At 39.3% G+C, this 20,700-nt stretch carries 19 protein-coding genes; 15 read left to right on the forward strand and 4 right to left on the reverse strand.

Translation table 11 applies throughout. The features are described 5' to 3' along the window. Window positions 1-20: 20 nt before the first annotated feature. The 7 genes from ACMUMK_RS09780 (at window position 21) to ACMUMK_RS09810 (ending at window position 7,385) form a co-directional block, all read left to right on the forward strand. On the forward strand, window positions 21-974 hold the full coding sequence (locus ACMUMK_RS09780) for a DUF58 domain-containing protein (RefSeq protein WP_414700935.1): 954 nt from the start codon (window positions 21-23) through the stop codon (window positions 972-974). Next, complete coding sequence (locus ACMUMK_RS09785; protein ID WP_414700936.1) at window positions 971-1,468, forward strand: DUF4381 domain-containing protein; 498 nt, start codon at window positions 971-973, stop codon at window positions 1,466-1,468. The genes ACMUMK_RS09780 and ACMUMK_RS09785 overlap by 4 nt, the downstream gene beginning before the upstream one ends. Next, window positions 1,461-2,459 (forward strand): vWA domain-containing protein, encoded by a 999-nt coding sequence (locus ACMUMK_RS09790; RefSeq protein ID WP_414700937.1) that lies wholly within the window; start codon window positions 1,461-1,463, stop codon window positions 2,457-2,459. Before ACMUMK_RS09785 ends, ACMUMK_RS09790 begins: the two co-directional genes overlap by 8 nt. Beyond that, window positions 2,456-4,333, forward strand: coding sequence for a vWA domain-containing protein (locus ACMUMK_RS09795; protein WP_414700938.1), 1,878 nt, complete (start codon window positions 2,456-2,458; stop codon window positions 4,331-4,333). Before ACMUMK_RS09790 ends, ACMUMK_RS09795 begins: the two co-directional genes overlap by 4 nt. Before the next feature lie 2 nt (window positions 4,334-4,335). Further along, the gene (locus tag ACMUMK_RS09800; protein WP_414700939.1) at window positions 4,336-6,054 is read left to right on the forward strand and encodes a BatD family protein; all 1,719 of its coding nucleotides are present in this window, start codon (window positions 4,336-4,338) and stop codon (window positions 6,052-6,054) included. A gap of 73 nt (window positions 6,055-6,127) precedes the next feature. Beyond that, window positions 6,128-6,685, forward strand: coding sequence for a sigma-70 family RNA polymerase sigma factor (locus tag ACMUMK_RS09805; RefSeq protein ID WP_414700940.1), 558 nt, complete (start codon window positions 6,128-6,130; stop codon window positions 6,683-6,685). Next, complete coding sequence (locus ACMUMK_RS09810; protein WP_414700941.1) at window positions 6,678-7,385, forward strand: DUF3379 domain-containing protein; 708 nt, start codon at window positions 6,678-6,680, stop codon at window positions 7,383-7,385. Before ACMUMK_RS09805 ends, ACMUMK_RS09810 begins: the two co-directional genes overlap by 8 nt. A gap of 87 nt (window positions 7,386-7,472) precedes the next feature. Here ACMUMK_RS09810 and ACMUMK_RS09815 read toward each other — a convergent pair whose 3' ends face one another. Further along, on the reverse strand, window positions 7,473-7,910 hold the full coding sequence (locus ACMUMK_RS09815) for a GNAT family N-acetyltransferase (RefSeq protein WP_414700942.1): 438 nt from the start codon (window positions 7,908-7,910) through the stop codon (window positions 7,473-7,475). Between the two features lie 104 nt (window positions 7,911-8,014). Here ACMUMK_RS09815 and putP point away from each other — a divergent pair, with 104 nt between their 5' ends. From putP to ACMUMK_RS09855, 8 genes are all read left to right on the forward strand, one after another. Further along, entirely contained in the window at window positions 8,015-9,526 is a 1,512-nt protein-coding gene (gene putP / locus ACMUMK_RS09820) for a sodium/proline symporter PutP (protein WP_414700943.1), read from the forward strand. Between the two features lie 49 nt (window positions 9,527-9,575). Further along, window positions 9,576-10,799 (forward strand): EAL and HDOD domain-containing protein, encoded by a 1,224-nt coding sequence (locus ACMUMK_RS09825; RefSeq protein WP_414700944.1) that lies wholly within the window; start codon window positions 9,576-9,578, stop codon window positions 10,797-10,799. A gap of 130 nt (window positions 10,800-10,929) precedes the next feature. Continuing rightward, window positions 10,930-11,844, forward strand: coding sequence for a sulfate adenylyltransferase subunit CysD (cysD, locus tag ACMUMK_RS09830; protein WP_414700945.1), 915 nt, complete (start codon window positions 10,930-10,932; stop codon window positions 11,842-11,844). Then, on the forward strand, window positions 11,844-12,440 hold the full coding sequence (gene cysC, locus ACMUMK_RS09835; protein WP_414700946.1) for an adenylyl-sulfate kinase: 597 nt from the start codon (window positions 11,844-11,846) through the stop codon (window positions 12,438-12,440). Before cysD ends, cysC begins: the two co-directional genes overlap by 1 nt. After that, window positions 12,440-13,228 carry a 3'(2'),5'-bisphosphate nucleotidase CysQ gene (gene cysQ / locus ACMUMK_RS09840; RefSeq protein ID WP_414700947.1) on the forward strand — a complete coding sequence of 263 codons (789 nt, stop codon included), beginning with the start codon at window positions 12,440-12,442 and terminating at the stop codon, window positions 13,226-13,228. Before cysC ends, cysQ begins: the two co-directional genes overlap by 1 nt. Before the next feature lie 2 nt (window positions 13,229-13,230). Continuing rightward, the gene (cysN, locus tag ACMUMK_RS09845) at window positions 13,231-14,637 is read left to right on the forward strand and encodes a sulfate adenylyltransferase subunit CysN (protein ID WP_414700948.1); all 1,407 of its coding nucleotides are present in this window, start codon (window positions 13,231-13,233) and stop codon (window positions 14,635-14,637) included. Window positions 14,638-14,655: 18 nt separating this feature from the next. After that, the gene (locus ACMUMK_RS09850) at window positions 14,656-16,383 is read left to right on the forward strand and encodes an SLC13 family permease (protein ID WP_414700949.1); all 1,728 of its coding nucleotides are present in this window, start codon (window positions 14,656-14,658) and stop codon (window positions 16,381-16,383) included. Between the two features lie 74 nt (window positions 16,384-16,457). Then, entirely contained in the window at window positions 16,458-16,862 is a 405-nt protein-coding gene (locus ACMUMK_RS09855; protein WP_414700950.1) for a BLUF domain-containing protein, read from the forward strand. A 9-nt stretch (window positions 16,863-16,871) separates the two neighbouring features. Here the strand turns inward: ACMUMK_RS09855 and rluF are convergent, their stop codons facing one another. The 3 genes from rluF to ACMUMK_RS09870 are packed head-to-tail and all read right to left on the reverse strand — an operon-like array spanning window position 16,872 to window position 20,699. Next, window positions 16,872-17,606 carry a 23S rRNA pseudouridine(2604) synthase RluF gene (gene rluF, locus ACMUMK_RS09860; RefSeq protein WP_414700951.1) on the reverse strand — a complete coding sequence of 245 codons (735 nt, stop codon included), beginning with the start codon at window positions 17,604-17,606 and terminating at the stop codon, window positions 16,872-16,874. Continuing rightward, complete coding sequence (locus tag ACMUMK_RS09865) at window positions 17,606-20,416, reverse strand: DUF349 domain-containing protein (RefSeq protein ID WP_414700952.1); 2,811 nt, start codon at window positions 20,414-20,416, stop codon at window positions 17,606-17,608. The genes rluF and ACMUMK_RS09865 overlap by 1 nt, the downstream gene beginning before the upstream one ends. Continuing rightward, window positions 20,406-20,699 (reverse strand): YeaC family protein, encoded by a 294-nt coding sequence (locus ACMUMK_RS09870; protein ID WP_414700953.1) that lies wholly within the window; start codon window positions 20,697-20,699, stop codon window positions 20,406-20,408. The genes ACMUMK_RS09865 and ACMUMK_RS09870 overlap by 11 nt, the downstream gene beginning before the upstream one ends. Between the last annotated feature and the right edge of the window lies 1 nt (window position 20,700).

Here is a 20,700-nt window from a genome sequence, read left to right on the forward strand (position 1 = left end):
AGGTCGTGAAAGGAAGTACAATGCAAAATAATTCTAAATGGTTGGCCCAATCTCATAGCGACGGAGTGACCCTAGGTATAAGAGAGCTTTTACATTACCAAAGTAAAACTAGCTTGTTAAACCTGACTCCTCGTAAAGCTGTTCAGGCCAAACTATCTGGTGGGTACCTAGCGAAGACTAAGGGCCGTGGCATGGAGTTTGATGAAGCTAGGCACTATCAGCCTGGTGATGATATTCGGGCCATCGATTGGCGGGTTACCGCTCGCACAGGTAAAACCCACACTAAGGTTTACCGAGAAGAAAAAGAACGACCTGTATTTGTGTTAACCGACATGTCTAGCAATATGCAATTTGGTACGCAATTGTTATTTAAATCAATTCAAGCCGCCCATCTGAGTGCATTAATTGCGTGGTCAGCTAGAAAACGCGGCGACCGCATTGGCGGTTTAGTTTTCAATCAACACCAACACCTTGAATGTAAGCCTTTCACCCGTCAAAAAGCTGTACTGTCGTTACTTAATAGTATGATCAAAATACAAAGTACGGCTCAAGATAGCGGAGACATTGAAGTTAGCTTATCAGATGCTTTAGCAAGACTTAGACGCCTTGCTCATCCGGGCAGTTTGATTTTTATTATCAGTGATTTTAGCCAACTTGATGAGCTAGCTAAACAACACATAGCGCAATTAAGTAAACATAACGAAGTTATTGCCTATTGCTTAAGTGATCCTTTTGAACACGAGTTACCCAGTGTAAAAGTCAGTCAACGAGTCACACTAAGTGATGGTAAGAATAGACAACAGATTACCCTAGGTGAAAAAAACACAGAGCAAGAATATAACCTGCAGCATCAAGCTCATTTTGAGAAAATTGAAAAAACACTTAAACAGTGTAAAGCACAAGTTTTAGCTATTGATGCAGGATTACCTTTAGAAGTTCAACTGGAGCGTTTTTCTGGGAGAGGCAGCCAATGAATCCATTAGATAACCTAAAGGATATTCATACCCCAACAGAAATTGGCTTTTGGCCTTTGGCTTATGGCTGGTGGCTAGTCATACTTTTGGTTTTCGTACTCTTTACCTGCTTAGTGATTTGGGCCATCAAGCTTTACAAACTTAGCGCCAAAAAACGTCAAGCATTAAAAGAACTAGCATTAATCAATAATACCCATGGAAATGGTAAAGCAAAGTTGAATCAATTACTTAAACGCGCTGCCATTAGTTATTTCCCCAATATAAAGGTGCAACAACTGCACGGTGATGACTGGGTTAACTTTTTAAACCTTACTTTTAATAGAAAACATAATCAGGAATTCAATAAAAATATAATGGCTCTGCAGCAATCTTTATATCAAAAAGTACCTTCGGATGACTTTGACGTATACAAACAGGCTACCTCGGATTGGTTAAGTGCAGCCTTGCCACCCAAAAAATCGACATTAGAACTGCTGGAGCACAAACATGCTTGAGTTTGAATGGCTTTGGGCATTTTATCTTTTACCTCTGCCCATTCTTATGTTTTTTTTACCCGCTAAAAAGCAAGGACAAGAAGCGGCGCTAAAAGTCCCTAGCTTAACTGCAGGGATAGAATCTAGTACCACGAACACTGGCATTAAAAAATGGCGACTATTTTTCGCAAGCCTAGCCTGGATAGCCTTAGTGACGGCAACTGCCAGACCACAATGGTTAGGAGAGCCCATTAGTATACCAGCTGAGGGACGAGATTTAATGATAGCGGTAGACTTGTCTGGCAGTATGAAAATTGATGATATGCAAGTTAATGGCAAACAAGTAGATCGTTTAGAAATGATTAAATTTGTACTAGGCGATTTTATAGAGCGCCGCATAGGAGATAGGCTTGGATTAATATTATTCGCTGATACAGCTTACTTGCAAGCCCCCCTCACCTACGACAGAGAGACAGTAGAAGACTTACTCGACGAATCACTAATTGGATTAGTTGGAGAACAAACAGCTATTGGTGACGCAATAGGCTTGGCTATAAAGCGATTTGAAACCAAAAAAGAATCTAACAAAGTATTAATACTACTTACTGATGGTCAAAATACCGCAGGCAACATCACCCCTGAACAAGCCAATGAATTAGCTATAAATAATGGGGTTACCATATACACCATAGGTGTGGGGGCCGACAAAATGTTAGTACAGAGCTTTTTTGGAAAACGCCAAGTCAACCCATCACAGGATTTAGATGAAGACATGTTAACTGATATCGCAAAATCAACTGGAGGACGCTACTTTAGAGCCAGAGACGCAGAGTCGTTACGGCAAATTTACGCTACCTTAGATGAGTTAGAACCTATCGCTAGAGAAAGTCGTCAAATGCGCCCTCTACAGGCACTGTTTTACTACCCATTAGCTCTAGCTTTACTTATCACAGCATTAATGGCGCTTTTTCCTTTAGCCAAACAATATGTATTCACTGGAACAAAACCATGAATGACTACATGACGATTCTCAATGATTTCCACTTTATCCGGCCACACTGGTTATGGGCCATCCTACCTTTAATTGGGTTAGTTGGTTTACTGCGCCATGTGCATAAACAGCAATCTGGCTGGCAAAGTGTACTGGCGAGTCATCTATATCAACACTTGATTACAACCGATGGAATTAAGAAAGCCCGCCCACCTTTATTGTTATTAGGGGTGTCTTGGGTCATTGCCACTCTAGCATTAGCAGGCCCTACATGGGAAAGACTCCCCCAGCCTGTTTATCAATTGAACACAGGTAAGGTGGTACTCATTGATATGTCAATGTCCATGAGAGCAACTGACATTACCCCAAATAGACTAACCCGAGCTAAATACAAGGCCATTGATTTAGTTAATGCTATAACAGAAGGGGAAACAGGCTTAGTTGCCTATGCTGGCGATGCGTTTACGATTAGTCCTCTTAGTAGTGATGCCCAAAACCTCACAACACTGATCCCAAGTCTAACGCCAGAAATAATGCCCATAGCAGGCAGTGAGCCGGTGTTAGGTATTGAGGCAGCAATAGAGTTATTAACTAGCGCTGGTTACCAACATGGTGAAATTTTTTGGATTACCGATGGTATTTCAAATCAACAGATGAAAGAAGTAAGTGAACTCATTAATACTTCATCTTATAGATTATCCATACTTGCAGTTGGAACCGAGGAAGGGGCGCCAATAAAGCTGGTTAATGGTGAATTACTAAAAGATAATCGCGGAGCTATCGTCATTCCAAAGTTAACCACTAACAACTTAAAATCAATAGCAAAAAGTGCGGGTGGCCGTTACGTCTCGATGCAAAGTAACGACAAAGATATAGATTACTTAATGAAGCAAGAACTACTCAATGAAGAAGCTTCGAGCGAAGAAGAACAACAAGATAACTTTGGTGATAAATGGCAAGAAATGGGACCTTACTTGTTATTAATATTATTACCATTTGCTGCCTATAGTTTCAGAAAAGGCATACTAAGCGTCATTCTATTGACCTGTCTGCTGCCAGTATATACACCAAGCGCTGAAGCAAGTTGGTGGCAAGATATGTGGTCAACTGCGGATCAGCAAGGGCTACAAGCCTTTAAACAAGATGACTTTGAAAGTGCAGCAAACACATTTAAAAACCCACTGTGGCGCGGAACATCTCAATATAAAAATAAAGATTTTGAGGGCGCTTTACAGTCTTTTTTAGAGGTTCCTCCATCAAGCAATGATTATATTGAGGCAGCCTACAATGCGGGCAATGCTCTAGCACAACTTGGAGAGTTGGATAAAGCCATCGTTGCTTACGACCAAGTATTAGCATTACAGCCTGAGCATGAGGACGCCCTTGCCAATAAAACGCTATTAGAAGATCTCAAGGAGCAGCAACAAAACCAACAGGAGCAAAATCAGTCTGAGGATCAGTCTCAACAATCTGATCAACAAGAAGGTGAGAATTCAGACCAGCAACAATCAGAGCAACAAAATTCTGAAAATCAAGAAACTGAAAACTCACAAGAGCAGCAAGAACAGAGCAATGAGCCTCAAGGGCAAGACTCAAATGAGCAGCAAAATGAATCTTCCGAGCAAGCAGAAGAGTCAGAAAATCAAGACTCTGAGAAGCAAGAACAGCAAGCTCAGACGGAACAAGAACAACAAGAAAGTGAACAACAAGGAGAAGTTGCTGAAGCGAGTGAAGCGGAGCTGACGGACGAAGAACGAGAACAAATGCAGCGTATGCAAAGCCTACTTAATAAGATACCTGATGACCCGGCATTTTTATTAAAACGAAAAATGTTAATAGAGTCTCAACAGAGAAAAAGAGAACGTTTACCTGCAAATATTCAGAGGAATTGGTAGAAGTGAGTAAGTTAAAAATAATCAAAATAATCACAGCTTTATACTTGTGCAGCTTAAGCTACTTTAGCTTTTCTCAAAGTATCGAGGTAAGCGCCTCAGTAGATAAAAACCCAGTCATGGTTGATGAATCTTTTATTTTAAGTGTGGTGGCTAATGGCGATATAGATACCAATGCTTTTGATTCTTCATTTTTGATGAAGGACTTTGTTGTTGGCCGCACCTCTGTCAGTACTCAAACTAAAATGATTAACTTTACTACAACCAAAAGCACCACTTGGTCAACAGTGCTTATTCCTAGAAAACAAGGGCGCTTTACAATCCCTTCTTTTGACTTACAGGGTAATAAAACTGAGCCACTGACTGTTATGGTGATACCAGTATCAGCGAGTAAGCAAACACAAGGGAGAGACTTATACATCACCACAGAAGTTGATTTAAAAGAAGCCTACTTACAACAACAGATTAATTACAAGGTTAAACTTCACTTAAGTAAAGACTTACAAAGAGGCTCATTATCTAGCCCAACATTAGAAAACGCAGATATTCGTCAACTAGGTAAAGATAAAGAATATAATGAGATAATCGATGGCATTAGATATCGAATTATCGAGCGCTCATTTGCCATAGTTCCCCAGCAAAGTGGCACTGTCACTATTAATGGCCCTCTATTTGAAGGTGAAGTAGTAGATAACACGCAACAAAGCTTTGGCTTTTTTAACCGCAGTAAAATTGTTAATCGCGTGGGGCCAGAACAAAAAATTACTGTTAAACCTATACCAACTGGATACAAAGAGCATTGGCTTCCAAGTGAATATGTACAAGTAAATGATGAATGGCAATTTGATACCAATAAGCTTGTTGCTGGAGAGCCCGTAACCCGGACCATAACACTAACGGCAATGGGTGTGGTTGAAGAGCAATTACCGGATATCTCAAGTACTTACCCAAGTTCAGTTAAGACATACCCTGATAAAGCAGAAACAGCGACAATTGAGAAAAACAATACCTTAGTCGCTCAGCGCAAAGAAAGTATCGCAATTATTCCCAATGAAGCGGGAGAGCTGCTTATACCTGAAGTTAAAATACCTTGGTTTAATACAGTTACTGAAAAAACGGAATTCGCGACCTTACCCGCAAAAACAATACAAATAAAACCTGCTAAAGCCTCACTCGCTCCACCTCCTGTGCCAGCAAATACAGTTAACAAAGCTCAACAGCCAGTGACTAGTGAAACAAGCCTACCAACCACTAACCAAGGTCCATCACCAGAAACAAAATATTGGAAATGGCTGAGCATTGCGCTTGCCCTTTTGTGGGCCATTACGTTGCTGTTATGGTGGCGCCACGCTAAATACTTTACGACTAAACCAAGCACTTCTGTTCCATCCGGTCCTAGAAAAATTGACAGTGAGCAAAAAGCTTGGCGAGAGTTAGAAAAGTCACTGGATAAAAACGATCCCGTATCTACTCAACAAAACCTAACGACTTGGCTGGCATGTATTACAAATGACAAAAAAGCGTCGTTATCCTCAAGTATTGCTAGATTACAAAATCCAGAACTTGAAGAATCAATTAATACACTTTTAGCTTCTAGGTACTCTTCTGCCCCATCCAATTGGAACGGTAATGAGCTTCATACCCTATTACGTAGACTCCGTAAAAGCCAAAAAAATACGGAGCAAACAGATACAGGTTTAGCATCCTTATATCCAATAACATAGCCCGCAATAATACAAATAATGTAGAATAAACTTTTACAGGGGTATAGCACCTTGAAAAAAAGGCGAATTTATAATGTTTTCTCGAAAGGAAAATAAACAAGCCACGGTCTCTAATGACATGGCAAATAAACAAAAACGCTATGAAGTGCTGGTACTGGCATTACATACCGATATATACCGCTATGCATATTGGCTTGTGAAAGACAAAGCAATAGCGGAAGACATAGTACAGGAGACCTTTCTTCGCGCTTGGAAATCTTTAGACTCTCTTAAAGATGAAAAAGCCGCTAAGTCGTGGTTAATTACAATTTTACGAAGAGAAAACGCTAGGCGCTTTGAACGCAAACAATTTGACTTAGTTGACATTGATGATGTGTCAGTGATTGATGATCAATTGACGAATGAAGTTGAAATTGAACACAAAGAGCTAAGAGAAATAATGGCCTCACTCAGTGAAGAGTATAGAGAGCCACTCATGCTGCAAATTATGTTCGGTTACAGCGGTGACGAGATAGCCAAGCAACTTAACCTAAATAAAAACACTGTGATGACAAGGTTATTTAGAGCGCGTAATCAAGTTAAAGAAGCGCTAGAGAAAAGCAATATAGATATGGGGCGTAAAAATGGATGATTTAGAATTTCGTCGTACTCTTTATAGTGACCCTAATTGCCAAGATAAAAAACTCAAAGAAGCTATGTTGGCGGATCCTAAAAAGCAAGAGTTTTGCAAAGAGCTTAAATTGCTAGATAAGAAGATGCAGCAAGCTTTTGAAGTAGATGTGCCTGCTGATTTAGTTCACAAGTTATTACTTAAGCAAACAATGGAAAGTCACGCGCAATCGAAAAAGCGCAATGTGTTTCAATTTGCAATGGTAGCGTCTGTGGCCTTTGTTATGGGTATAAGCTTTACCTTGTGGCAATCGAGTACTTTGATTAACCTTTCAGAGAATGCTATCGCCCATGTTCGAGCCGAGGGAGACCATGCTTTGGGAGCTAACGAAAATGTTAGTCTTGAACAAGTAAATGCTAAACTTGCTAGTTTTGGTGGCCAATTAACCGATAATGTTGATCGAATTTATTATGCTAACTTCTGTGATTTTGACGAAGTAAGAAGCCTACATATGGTGATGCAAATTGGTGATGAAAAGGTCACTGTGTTTGTAGTACCAAATGAGAGCAATTTTGATAGTCAAAGTGTTTCAAAGGATAAGCACTACTCGGGTGAAGCAATGGATTTTTCTAAAGCCAGTGTAATAGTGGTAGGAGATAATGGCGCTAATGTATCTAAAGCTAAACAATCTCTGAGTAAAAAGTTTAAATTCTCCGCTTAGGGTTAGAAAAATTAGAAGGCCTTGGGCAGGCTAGGCAAATTAAATAGTTTGCCTAGCCTGCTAATTAAAATGACAAGTAAGCATTGATTAGTTTAATTGAAGGGTCATTGTTATGTGTTCTATGCCCCCATCATCATAAGGCTCCCCTTGCTCTTGAAATCCAAACAAACGGTATAGCTTAACCGCATTTGTTTGAGCAGAGAGCGTCACATTTGCAATGGGTGAAATTCCTTTTATATCCGCTAGTATAGATTCAATAAGCGCCTTGCCTCGACCTGTACCACGAGCATCTTTCCTAAGGACAACTCTTTCTAATTTAAAATCACCATTCCCTACCTCTCTGTACCTAGCGTACCCAAGTAACTCCCCATTTTTGTTTAAATCTAGGTAATGCATTGCAAGCTGGTCAAGGTCGTCTAAATCAGTGTAAATACTATTTTGTTCCACCACAAAAACATCTTGTCGTAGTTTGCATATGGCATAGAGTTCGTCAATACCAAGCTCTTTAAAGGTCATTCTTTTCATATAAACTCTTGATGTGGCTAGAATATCTATCATTCAGTTGTTAGCATGAATAAATATCATAATGATTAGCTTAATAAGCGCAATTTTAAATTTAGGAATCGCCAATGGAACCCCTCACGTTTGTATCTCTAGGACTATATTTCATCGTAATGCTGGGGATAGGTTTATATTCTTTCAAACAATCTAGTACAGATGTTGAAGGGTATATGTTGGGCGGCAGAAACCTAAGCCCCAAAGTCACTGCATTGTCAGCCGGAGCTTCAGATATGAGTGGCTGGATGCTAATGGGACTTCCTGGTGCTATGTATGTGTCGGGCTTATCTAGTGCATGGATTGCAGTTGGGCTAGTCGTAGGAGCCTATTTAAATTACTTGTGGGTTGCGCCTAGATTACGTGTGTACACAGAGTTTGCTAAAAACGCCATCACTATTCCCGATTACTTTGAAAACCGCTTCAACGATACCAGTAGAAGTCTAAGATTAATTTCGTCAATTGTTATCGTTATTTTCTTTACCTTGTATACCTCATCAGGAGTAGTGGCTGGCGGCAAACTTTTCGAGAGCTCTTTTGGTTTAGATTATGAATTAGGTCTCTACATTACAGCTGGCGTTGTGGTGGCTTACACTATGCTAGGAGGCTTTGCTGCAGTGAGTATCACTGACTTCGTACAAGGTTGTATTATGTTTGTTTCCTTGGTTTTGGTGCCTGTTGTTGTTGTTTTTGAATTAGGTGGAATTACCGAAGCTGTAAACCAATTAGAGTCTTTACCTGCCAACTATATGGCCATTTTTAATGATGCGTCTAATGGACAAGCCGTAACTGCGATAGGTGTTATTTCACTACTGTCGTGGGGCTTAGGGTACTTTGGCCAGCCACATATAATCGTACGATTTATGGCAATCCGATCGGTTAAAGATGTAAAAGTAGCCCGAAGAATAGGCATAAGTTGGATGCTAGTGTCAATTATTGGAGCATTGGCAACTGGACTAATGGGGCTTGCCTATGTAACAGCCAACAATGGAACGCTTTCAGATCCTGAAACTGTGTTCATTTACCTATCCCAATTACTGTTTAACCCACTAATTGGAGGCTTTTTATTAGGTGCCATATTAGCTGCCATCATGAGTACAATTTCTTCACAGTTATTGGTGACATCAAGTTCACTAACTGGGGATTTCTATCAAGCTTTCCTCCGACGTAATGCGAGTCAAAGTGAGCTGATCATTGCTGGTAGAGTATCTGTGGCACTTGTAGCTGTGGTATCTGTTTACCTAGCACACGACAGAGATAGTAGTATCTTAACACTAGTGAGCAATGCTTGGGCTGGGTTTGGTGCTGCTTTTGGGCCTGTAATTCTTATTAGCTTGTTTTGGAAGAAGATGACTCGGTTATCAGCAATATTAGGCATGTTATTCGGAGCCATAACTGTTTTACTGTGGATTTATCTACCTGTCACTATTGATGGCAAAAGCTTGAGCAATTGGATGTATGAAATCGTCCCAGGCTTTTTAGTTTGTAGTGTAACTATTATATGTGTAAGTTTATTACAAAAGCAGACGGACACTGAGCTTCTTGAAACATTTGATAGAGTAGAAAAAGCCTTAGACCAAGTATAGTATTGAGTAATATTTACGCCCTAAGTTACAACGAATAGAGGAATATTTCGTGAACTTTTATGTTGCACGTCAACCAATATTAAACAAGTCAAAAGCACTTTATGCCTATGAACTTTTATTTAGAGATGGAGTAGATAACGTATTTCCCGAAATAAATGATGATGAAGCCACAGCCAAGCTCATTGACGGCTTAGAATTTAACTTAGGGCTAAACGATTTAACCGATGGATCATTAGCATTTATCAACTTTACACAAGAAACGTTATTGAGAGGCTACCCACTTTTACTTCCTAAAGAGCAGGTTGTTGTAGAAATTTTAGAAACCGCTAAACCAGGAAAAAAATTACTGGCAGCTTGTATCCACTTAAAAAAGCAAGGGTACAAAATCGCCTTAGATGACTATGAACATCAAGCTGTATGGCTGCATTTTTTCCCATATGTTGACATAATTAAAATTGATTATTCATTGACCTCTGAAGCGCAGTTTGCGCAAATAGTTTCACTGGTAAAAGGTTACCCGCAAATTAAGCTGTTAGCTGAGAAAATTGAAACCCATACGCAATATCAACACGCGATTCAAATAGGCTGCGAATACTTTCAAGGGTACTTTTTCAGCAAGCCAGAAGTTGTTAAAACAGTGGCATTTAATCCAACTCAGTTGTCTGTTGTGAACTTGATGTCAGAATGCAACAAAACAGAGCCAGACCTTAACGTCATTACGTCTATATTCGAAGGCGATGCAAATTTATCCTATAAACTACTACGTTACGCGCAATCCCCTATATTTAAACGCAGCATTACAATTGAAAGTATAAAACAAGCTGTAGTGGTGCTTGGAATGCAAGAACTACAAAGGTTTATATCATTACTATTTAGTGCACAGTTTTCACAGGAAAAACCAAAAGAACTAACGGTCATGGCACTGGTTAGAGCTAGGTTTTGTGAGCTCATGGTGCTAAGAATTTTACCTAAGAGCTCTCAATCTTCTGCATTCTTAATGGGCCTTTTGTCTTTAATAGACGCTATGGTTGACGGCGATTTACAGGAGCTATTAGATAAGTTACCTATTTCAAATGAATTGAAAGAGGCAATTATAAACCGTGTTGGAAAACATGCCGACTTCCTGAAACTATGTGAATTGTACGAAAACGCAGAATGGCAAAATATAAAACAATTCTGTACAGACATAAAAATCGATTACGATGACGCAGCTTTAACCTTTCAAGAGTCATTCAAATGGGCATCAGCCAGAATGGATGCGTTATACTCGTGAGCCCTTGATACTTTCCCCAATGATTACCTGTTTTTTTCAGTAATAAATATAATTTTATAGTTTTTTTTGATATTGTTCTAAATATAGAATTATTTAATATAAACCCTCAAAACATTAGCGTGAGAAATCTATGTCAACCACGATACCTACTGTGACACATTTAAAACAACTTGAAGCGGAAAGCATTCATATTTTCCGAGAAGTAGCAGCAGAATTTGATAATCCTGTGATGTTATATTCGGTCGGGAAGGACTCGTCAGTACTATTACATTTAGCAAGAAAAGCATTTGCTCCAGGAAAAATTCCTTTTCCTTTACTACATGTTGATACAACCTGGAAATTCCATGAAATGATCGCCTTTCGTGACGAAATGGCTGAAAAACATGATTTAAACCTTCTAGTACACATAAACCCAGACGGGTTAAAAATGAATGTAGGTCCATTTAGCCATGGAAGTGCTAAGCATACAGATATTATGAAAACAGCCGCGTTAAAACAGGCTCTAGATCACTATAAATTTGATGCAGCATTTGGTGGAGCAAGACGAGATGAAGAAAAGTCTCGAGCCAAAGAGCGTGTATATTCTTTTAGAGATGACAATCATAGATGGGATCCTAAAAACCAACGTCCTGAATTATGGAATGTTTACAACTCTCAAGTAAATAAGGGAGAAAGCATTCGTGTATTCCCTATGTCAAACTGGACAGAACTAGACATCTGGCAATATATCTATATGGAAAATATCGAAATTCCATCACTTTATTTGGCCAAACCTCGTCCAGTAGTTGAAAGAGATGGCGTCTTGATTATGGTCGATGACGATCGTATGCCATTAGAAGAAGGCGAGACTCCTGAAATGAAGTCAGTAAGGTTTAGAACATTAGGTTGTTACCCTCTTACTGGAGCTGTGGAATCTACTGCAGCAACGCTCCCTGAAGTTATTCAAGAGATGTTGTTAACCAAAACATCTGAAAGACAAGGCCGAGTGATAGACCATGATTCATCTGGTTCGATGGAAAAGAAAAAGATGGAAGGATACTTTTAATGGCAACCAATATTGTTTGGCATCAGCATGATGTTGACAAGGCGCGCCGAGCTTCATCAAAAGGTCAAAAGCCTTGTGTATTATGGTTAACAGGTTTAAGTGGTTCTGGTAAGTCGACTATTGCTAACTTATTAGAAAAAAAATTAGCTGAACACAACAAACATACCTATCTATTAGACGGTGATAATGTTCGTCATGGGTTATGTGGTGATCTTACTTTTAGTGACAAAGACAGGGTTGAGAATATTCGCCGAGTGGGCGAAGTAGCAAAACTCTTTGTAGATGCTGGCGTTATCGTACTGACTGCTTTTATTTCTCCATTTAAAAGTGAACGGGACTTTTGTCGTAACTTACTAGAAGAGAATGAATTTATAGAGGTATTCATCAATACCCCTATCGAAGTGTGTGAAAAGCGTGATCCCAAAGGTCTTTACCAAAAAGCCAGGCAAGGTGAAATCAAAGATTTTACAGGTATAGATTCTCCTTATGAAGCGCCTGAATCTCCTGAAATAACGCTAACCTATACAGGGCAAAGTGCTGAAGAGTCTGCCGAGCAGCTTTTTGAGTTACTTACTGAAAAAGGAATTATCGGATAATGTTAGATGACAAACTCGTTAAAACCATAATTGCAATCACCCATAAAGCGGGTGATAAAATTATGGAAATTTATGAAAAAGATTTTGCGATATACGAAAAATCAGATGAAAGTCCATTAACCGAAGCTGATCTTGCTGCACATAATTGTATAGTTGATGGCTTAACTAGCGCGTCAGACTTACCTATTTTATCTGAAGAGTCAGCTAATATAGCTTGGGAAGAACGCAAGCAATGGTCTAGCTATTGGTTAGTAGACCCATTAGATGGCACTAAAGAGTTTATAAAAAAGAATGGGGAGTTCACTGTCAATATTGCTTTGATAGAAAATGGCGTTCCTATTTTTGGTGTTGTTTATGCACCCGTTCTAGAACAAACATACGTGGGTGTTGCCGGACAAGGTGCTTATAAAATCACTTCGGGTGTGCAAACAGCCATTAGCCCTAAAGTAAGAGAAAACGGCGAGACCTGGAAAATCGTAGGTAGTCGCTCTCATCAAAGTCCAGAGATAAAAGCCTTGCTTGACTCTTTAGACGGAGAAACAGAACTAGTCGCTATGGGGAGTTCTTTAAAGCTTTGCTTAGTGGCCGAAGGAGCAGCACATTTGTATCCTCGTTTAGGACCAACGTCTGAATGGGATACTGGCGCAGCCCAAGCTGTGGTTGAAGCAGCCGGAGGGAAAGTCACCATTATTGAAGACTCTAAGGATGCATTAAAAGCAAATGCGGCCCCCCTTAAATACAATCAGAAAGATTCCGTTTTAAACCCTTATTTCTTAGTGAGTTGCTAATTATGAATAGCGAAAATACTTTATTAAAATCAGATATCTTGGGATATCTAGAACAACACGAAAAGAAAGACATGCTGCGTTTTTTAACCTGCGGTAGTGTAGACGATGGTAAAAGTACCTTAATTGGCCGCTTGTTACACGACTCAAAAATGATCTTTGAAGACCAATTAGCCGCTATTACTAAAGACAGTAAAAAAGTGGGAACTACTGGTGAAAAAGTAGATTTAGCACTTTTAGTTGATGGGCTTCAATCTGAGCGTGAACAAGGTATAACAATTGATGTTGCCTATCGTTACTTCTCCACTGACAAACGTAAATTCATCATTGCTGACACCCCAGGACATGAGCAGTATACCCGTAACATGGTTACTGGTGCGTCAACGTGTGATGTAGCGATAATCCTAATTGATGCTCGAGGCGGTGTAAAAACTCAAACTCGTCGTCACTCATTCTTAGCATCTTTACTTGGTATTAAACATGTCATTGTTGCTGTGAATAAAATGGACCTTAAGGATTACAGTGAAGCAGTTTACGAAGAAATCAAAAAAGACTACTTAGAGTTTGCTAAAGAGTTGGATATTCCTGATATTCAATTTATTCCTTTATCAGCCCTAGATGGCGATAACGTAGTAAACCCTAGCGAAAACACACCTTGGTATAAAGGTGAAACGTTAATGACTATGTTAGAAAACGTAGAGATTAATGACGACGTTAACGCTGAAGATTTTCGCTTCCCAGTACAATACGTTAATCGTCCAAATCTAAACTTCCGAGGGTTTGCAGGTACAGTAGTATCAGGCCAAATTAAGCCTGGTGATGAAATAACTGCACTGCCTTCTGGTAAAACCTCAAAAGTGAAAAGCCTTGTAAACTTTGAAGGCGAACAAGAAGTCGCTTATGCACCATTAACTACCACTATCACACTTGAAGACGAAATAGATATTTCTCGTGGCGATATGATTGTTAAAAGTGATAATTTGCCTCTACATAGCAACACTTATACGACAAATTTAGTATGGATGGATGAAGAGCCAATGATGCCTAACAAGCAATATGGTTTTAAGTTTGCCACTAAGTTTGTACCTGGTAGCGTTGTGAATGTAGATTATCAAATTGATGTAAACTCTATGGAGCATAAAGACGCAACTAGACTTGCATTAAACGAAATAGCAGTGGGTACTATAAAATTAACCCAAGCTGTTGCATGTGACCCTTATACGCGCAATAGAGCCACAGGTGCATTTATCATCATAGATAGATTAACCAATGGTACCGTTGGCGCTGGTATGATAATCGATACTGCTGAAGAAACGAATAAGAGCCAATTCTCTGAGTTCGAATTAGAGTTTAATCAATTAGTCAGAAAGCACTTCCCTCATTGGAATTCTACTGATATCAGCAAACTATAAATAGCAAGATAAGACAATATGGATATTAACCAGTACTTGGTATTAGCAATTTTTGCCGGTACGATATTGGCGCTCGTTACAACTAACTTGCGCCCATCTCTTATTTTTGCCAGTTCTTTATTGTCTCTTATTGCTAGCCAACAGCTAGTAATAGGAGATGTAATTCACAACCTGACAAATCAAGGTTTAATTACCTTAATTTTGTTATTACTAGTAAGCTCAGCTGTAGATAAAACCTCAATCATTAAGCGGCTTGGCAGGACCTTAGTCACCGCTAGTTTTAATGGCAGTTTTTGGCGTTTATTTGGCTTAACGTTTACATCATCAGCCCTGCTTAATAACACGGCAATTGTGGCTAGCTTAATCGGCCCTGTTAAACAAAATCAATACCATCATGCATCCCGGTTGCTGATCCCCCTCTCCTACTCTGCAATTCTCGGGGGAACTGTCACTCTAATCGGTACATCTACCAATTTAATCGTTAATAGCTTTCTAATCGAAAACGGACATCCAGGTTTCGCCTTCTGGGACTTTACTTTATATGGCCTTGTTGCAGGAGTAAGTTGTGGCTTTTTAATGTTTTTACTCACACCATTCTTACCAGAGATAAGTAACAAAACTAATGAGTACAATAGCTATTCAATCGAAGCCGATGTATCTGTAGATTCAGAGTTAGTCGGAAAAACAGTGGAAGAAAATCACCTCAGAAATTTACCTGAGCTGTTTTTAATAGAGGTCGCTCGTGGAGGCAAGCTGATTACACCAGTCACTCCAGACTTAGTTATTCAACCCCATGATAAATTAATCTTTTCTGGAAATATTCAAAAAGTCGATAATCTAAGTCATATCAAAGGGCTTGAGCTGTTTGCCGAATCTGACGGTTTACTTAGAGATAACTTAACTGAAGTTATCATTTCAAACCGAGCTCAAATTATTGGGCAAACAATAAAAGCCTTAGGCTTTAGAGCATTGTTTGATGCTGCTGTTGTTGCAATAAGGCGCGACGGTGAATCACTATCAGGAAAATTAGGGGAAATAAAACTCCAAGCTGGTGACTTCCTCTTATTGGCCACCGGTCCTGATTTTATGCAAAGACATAACTTAACAAAGAACTTTTTCATTCTTTCTGAGAAACGGGTTCCTACTAAACTATCGAAACGCCAAGAATGGATAACCCTAGGCGGTTTTTTATTAACTGTGTTACTTGCAGCCACATCAATTTTAAACTTGGCTACTGGGTTAATGTTCTTTATATCCACCCTAGTTGTCAGCCGTGTTACCTCAAGTAATGAGATAAAACGCAACATCCCTCTAAATCTAATAGTCGTAATTTTAGGGGCGTTAAGCCTAGCTACAGCGCTAGAAAAGTCAGGTCTAATTAGTACAATTATGAACTCTGTTGCACCATGGGCACTCTCTGTGAGCCCCATATGGGCACTTGTAGGCATATACTTAATGACACTATGCTTGACAGAATTAGTCACGAACAACGCAGCAGCTGCCCTTATGTTCCCATTAGCATATGGTTTGGTTGAAACCCTTGGTGTTCCACTTATGCCATTTGCATTAGCAGTAGCCTTTGCTGCAAGTGCGAGTTTTATCTCACCTTATGGGTATCAAACTAACTTATTAGTGTTTAGTGCGAGTAATTATAAATTCAAGCACTTCATTAAATTTGGTCTGCCAATATCACTTTGCTATTCGAGCATTGTTCTGAGCTTGTTATGTTATACATACAATTTATAGGCTTAAAAACGAATTGGCTTTAGAGTCCAAAATAGTTAGCCTAACTTAATGCAAATAATGAGTGCGTGAAATAAATGTTCCAACTTGTGTACTTGAGTGACAAAACTAACTCAATAGAAAAAAGTGATATAGAAAATATACTGTCGTCGTCCAGGGTAAATAATAAAAGTAAAGATATCACAGGACTCTTGCTACATTTACCTGAGCATTTCATTCAAATACTCGAAGGCGGCCAAAAGCAAGTTGAAAAGGTATTTGAAAAAATATGCAAAGATGACAGGCACACAAATGTTCGCTTAATATTCTCTGAGCATGCGATGCAAAGAGACTTTGGTAAGTGGTCTATGGGGTTCTCAGAAAACCTTAAAGCAAGTGAGATCCAAGATACAATTCACATAATAAATGCACTTTCAAACACTCAAAGGTTTAACGAAATGCAAGCCAATAGCCTACGTTTGCTATTAAAGTCCCTAGCTTAATAAAAACTATTAACTTGCTGTTTTACTAGACTTAGCCACTGCCAAATTAATTTCTGCCATTTCATCATGGGTCAAATCACGCCACTGTCCGGGTTTTAAGCCAGCTAAGCGTACAGACATAATTCGGCTACGTTTGAGTTTAGTTACTTCATACCCTAAATACTCGCACATTCTACGAATTTGGCGATTAAGCCCTTGGGTTAACACTATTTTAAAAACCATCTTACTTTGCATAGTAACAACACAGGGCTTAGTCACTGTGTTTAAAATGGGAACCCCTTGGGACATTTTATGAATAAAGTGTTCAGTGAGAGGCCGGTTGACCGTCACTATGTATTCTTTGTCATGGGCATTTTCAGCCCTTAAAATTTTATTCACTATATCGCCGTCACTGGTCAAAAAAATAAGCCCTTCAGAGGGCTTATCTAATCGGCCAATGGGAAATATCCTTTGCTTGTGCCCTACTGCATCAATGATATTTCCTTTCACATGGCGCTCAGTAGTACAAGTGATCCCAACAGGCTTATGGTAAGCAATATATATTCTATCTGTCTTATCTTTAGCACTAGCATTTATAGTGCTTCCGTCAACAGTCACTACATCCCCTTGAGCTACTTTAGTTCCTAACTCAGGGGTATGCCCATTTATCTTAACTCTTTGCTGCTCTATCAATTTATCTGCTTCTCGACGAGAGCAGTACCCAGAGTCACTGATAAACTTATTTAGCCTAATTAAAGTTGTCATTAAGATACAAACACTCTTTCAACGCGCTCCAACAATGGCTTATCAGCTAGGCTCAACTCGCCACCTTTAATCCAATCAACTAGCAAAGTGTTTAACTCTAAATGCTCACCAGATTGAAGCTTTTGAGCCATTAACTCCATTTGGATCTGCTTACGTTTAGCTTGTTCAGAGTCTGGAGATGGTTTATCTGCAAGTACTTCCATTTTTAAAGTGAGCTTTTCACGATCTATGCTTGACGAGCTATCGGTGAACCCAGACTGCCACTTTTTACGAAGCTCCCCTATTTCAGGTAAGTTTGCGCCTTCTTGCCAATCTCTTAGCACATCAAATAGCTGCACATACTCTTGATTTTTTTCTATATTTGAAAAATCATACAAGCGAGATTTTTGTTTAGAAATCAAATTGTTAACTTGATTTTCCAGTTTTCTACGAGGGCCAGTTGCCAACTCACTAAGTGCGCTTTGAATATCTGAAATACCGTCTAAAGACGCTTTTAACTCACTTTTATTTGTAGCAGCGTTTAAGCGTGACTCCAGCACAAAAACCTGCTGCTGCAAGTCTTCAAGTTGTGCCTTTACTTCAGACCTTTGTAACTGTATTAACTCTGCATTTTTAGAAAACAGTCTATCATTCGCGTCTCGAAACCCTTGCCATAACTGCGCTTCTGCTTTACGACCTGCGTGCCCAATATCTTTCCACTTAGCTTGTAATACTTTTGCTTGCTCAATCCCTTCATGAATTGAGTCAAGCTCAAGCAATGACTTTGCCTTGTCTACCAACATCTGTTTCTTCTGAGCATTATCACTATAAAAAGCGTTAACTTTCTGTTTTAGGGGGGTAATTAATGTTCGAAATTCATCATATAAATCATTTCGCACCTTATAATCCACTTCCCCGATATCTCTCCACACTTGTTGTTGCGTGCGCAATACCTTAGATAATTCGGTAACAGTCATGGCGTCTTCGCCAGGTAAGTTTCGTAAGGTGTCAAGCACCTGCTGTTTTAACTGATAATTATTCTCTCGCTCTTTTTGCTGCTTGTCATAAAATTCACGACAAGGAACAAAAGCTGCCTCTAAAGCTTTATCAAAGGCATCATTAAGAGCTTGATCCGATTCAGAGAGCGTTTTCCCCAAACTATTCCATTGGCTTCTCAATCGTTTAATTGCTGCAGACTGAGCGTCAACCTGAAGTGGTTGCGCGATCAGGCTTTCGGCCTCCTTTAGAAGAATAGGCTTTCTTGGAGCCGCGATATAATCTTGCCAATCCTTCAAGTTTTCAATTTGCTCTTGTACATTTGTAAAAGCTTTTTGGAGTTGCCCTTGTTGCTTCTCATTTAAGTTACCAAACCAAGCTTGTACCTTTTGGTACAGCCCCATTGCCGCTTTAAACTTACCTTGACGTACTAGGCTATCAACAGCTTTGATTTTGTTTCTACAACGAGTTAAGTCTGCATTAAGTTCCTTTCGAAATTCAGCTATGGTTTTGTTCCAAAGTTTGTTTACTTTATGCCAGCGGCCTACCAGTTCACTTGGGAATAACTCAGTAGATTGTGCAGTTAAAGAGCGCCAGTTTTGACTAAGCTCATTAAGATAAGCTTGAGCCTCATCTAGTTGATTTGCACTTTCAGGAAGAGCTTGGGCTTCTAATTTTTCAACTAACTGCTGAGCCGATGCTATTTGTTGTTGTAATTCAGGTAAATGAGACAGCGTATGTACATATTTATTAACTGTGTTGTTAAGCTGCTCTAGGTGTTGATGCAATCCTCTTTCGCTGGCAGGTGCTTGGCTAATGAGTTGAATAAGTTCAGTACCCAATAGCGTCAACTTACCTTTAAAAGCATCCAGCTCATCAAGACTGATTTCAGCTAGTCTAGAATCAAGCTCAGCCTTCACCTCTGCTACATAACTTTCAACACTATTTGTGACGGTTTCTATGGACTTCTGCAGCGCGAGCTCTGCTTGTTGAGCCACCCAAATAGGCCTCAACAATTCTATATTTCTATTAACCTTATTCGTTATATCTAAATACTTTTGCTGGATCTCGCCCCGTTTAGTTTCATCTAAGTGGCTAAAGCTTTCTGCTAACTCACTGTATTCGCTGTTCAACTCTTCTTGCAGCTTCTCGGTATACTCTAAGTTTTGGTTGTCTTTTAACGTCAATAAACGAGACAGTAACATTGTTACCTGTTTCTCAACTTCTAAGGGAATTTTCTCAAGTTTAATCCAGCTAGATAATAGGTTTTCAGCTTTCTCGATAACGGTATTCGTGGAAGCTTTTTTAATAAACTTATTGAGTAATTTACGATTACTCGTCTCATCATGTAAGGAGTCTAATATAGCAATCTGCAATTCTTCATTCTGAGTATTAGTAAGTAATTTATCTCTAAGTAAAGGCTTATCAATTTTATCTAACAAACTAATAGCAAGCTTAGTGTCTTGCTGCACCCAAGGTTGCATAAGTAGTTTGTTAATTAAGCTACTGTCTTTTACCTCAAGAATAAAATTACGTCTTTCAGTGCTTGTTAAGCTAGTGTCTGTGTCAGACAGCAAAACTGTTTCGACTAGCTGAATCGACTTACGTTTCACTAGCTCGTTTTTAGCAATCTCAGACATTTTGTACCACAACACAAAACTATCTAGCCTTTGAAGGGCTGCTAAACTAACTTTAGTATCTGCATCATTAAAGGCTAACTCATGTAAAATCGACTTTTGTTCAGATATTTTGCTATCAAGATTTTCGATGGCTTTTATTCTAACGTTTGGATCGGGACTTAGATGTTTAGCTTGAAAAAATTTCTTAAATATCATCCTGTTTAAACCGTGCTATTGTTTGACTCTGATCAGCCTTTTGATTGAACTCTTGTTTAAACGACTCACGACTTTTGTGTACAATTTCACCGTCTGCGCCAACTGTCATATGCTGTTCTGATTTTAGGACCTTTGCCTGATACATCATTACAGCCTGCATACTTACTTCTTTTTGCTGTTCAGTTAATGGCGCACCATCTAGCCACTTGCCAGTTTCCACGCACTGCAACAACTTTTGATAAACTGGCTCAGACATGTTTTGTAATAGCATTGCACTGTCCATA

The organism is Paraglaciecola sp. 2405UD69-4, from assembly GCF_047525415.1.
Lineage (GTDB): Bacteria > Pseudomonadota > Gammaproteobacteria > Enterobacterales > Alteromonadaceae > Paraglaciecola.

What these genes read in the sequence shown, in the direction of transcription:
- ACMUMK_RS09780 (WP_414700935.1), top strand. Translation starts at nt 21, where the DNA reads ATGCAAAATAATTCTAAATGGTTGGCCCAATCTCATAGCGACGGAGTG.
- ACMUMK_RS09785 (WP_414700936.1), top strand. Translation starts at nt 971, where the DNA reads ATGAATCCATTAGATAACCTAAAGGATATTCATACCCCAACAGAAATT.
- ACMUMK_RS09790 (WP_414700937.1), top strand. Translation starts at nt 1,461, where the DNA reads ATGCTTGAGTTTGAATGGCTTTGGGCATTTTATCTTTTACCTCTGCCC.
- ACMUMK_RS09795 (WP_414700938.1), top strand. Translation starts at nt 2,456, where the DNA reads ATGAATGACTACATGACGATTCTCAATGATTTCCACTTTATCCGGCCA.
- ACMUMK_RS09805 (WP_414700940.1), top strand. Translation starts at nt 6,128, where the DNA reads ATGTTTTCTCGAAAGGAAAATAAACAAGCCACGGTCTCTAATGACATG.
- ACMUMK_RS09810 (WP_414700941.1), top strand. Translation starts at nt 6,678, where the DNA reads ATGGATGATTTAGAATTTCGTCGTACTCTTTATAGTGACCCTAATTGC.
- ACMUMK_RS09815 (WP_414700942.1), bottom strand. Translation starts at nt 7,910, where the DNA reads ATGAAAAGAATGACCTTTAAAGAGCTTGGTATTGACGAACTCTATGCC.
- putP (WP_414700943.1), top strand. Translation starts at nt 8,015, where the DNA reads ATGGAACCCCTCACGTTTGTATCTCTAGGACTATATTTCATCGTAATG.
- cysD (WP_414700945.1), top strand. Translation starts at nt 10,930, where the DNA reads ATGTCAACCACGATACCTACTGTGACACATTTAAAACAACTTGAAGCG.
- cysC (WP_414700946.1), top strand. Translation starts at nt 11,844, where the DNA reads ATGGCAACCAATATTGTTTGGCATCAGCATGATGTTGACAAGGCGCGC.
- cysQ (WP_414700947.1), top strand. Translation starts at nt 12,440, where the DNA reads ATGTTAGATGACAAACTCGTTAAAACCATAATTGCAATCACCCATAAA.
- cysN (WP_414700948.1), top strand. Translation starts at nt 13,231, where the DNA reads ATGAATAGCGAAAATACTTTATTAAAATCAGATATCTTGGGATATCTA.
- ACMUMK_RS09850 (WP_414700949.1), top strand. Translation starts at nt 14,656, where the DNA reads ATGGATATTAACCAGTACTTGGTATTAGCAATTTTTGCCGGTACGATA.
- ACMUMK_RS09855 (WP_414700950.1), top strand. Translation starts at nt 16,458, where the DNA reads ATGTTCCAACTTGTGTACTTGAGTGACAAAACTAACTCAATAGAAAAA.
- rluF (WP_414700951.1), bottom strand. Translation starts at nt 17,606, where the DNA reads ATGACAACTTTAATTAGGCTAAATAAGTTTATCAGTGACTCTGGGTAC.
- ACMUMK_RS09865 (WP_414700952.1), bottom strand. Translation starts at nt 20,416, where the DNA reads ATGATATTTAAGAAATTTTTTCAAGCTAAACATCTAAGTCCCGATCCA.
- ACMUMK_RS09870 (WP_414700953.1), bottom strand. Translation starts at nt 20,699, where the DNA reads ATGGACAGTGCAATGCTATTACAAAACATGTCTGAGCCAGTTTATCAA.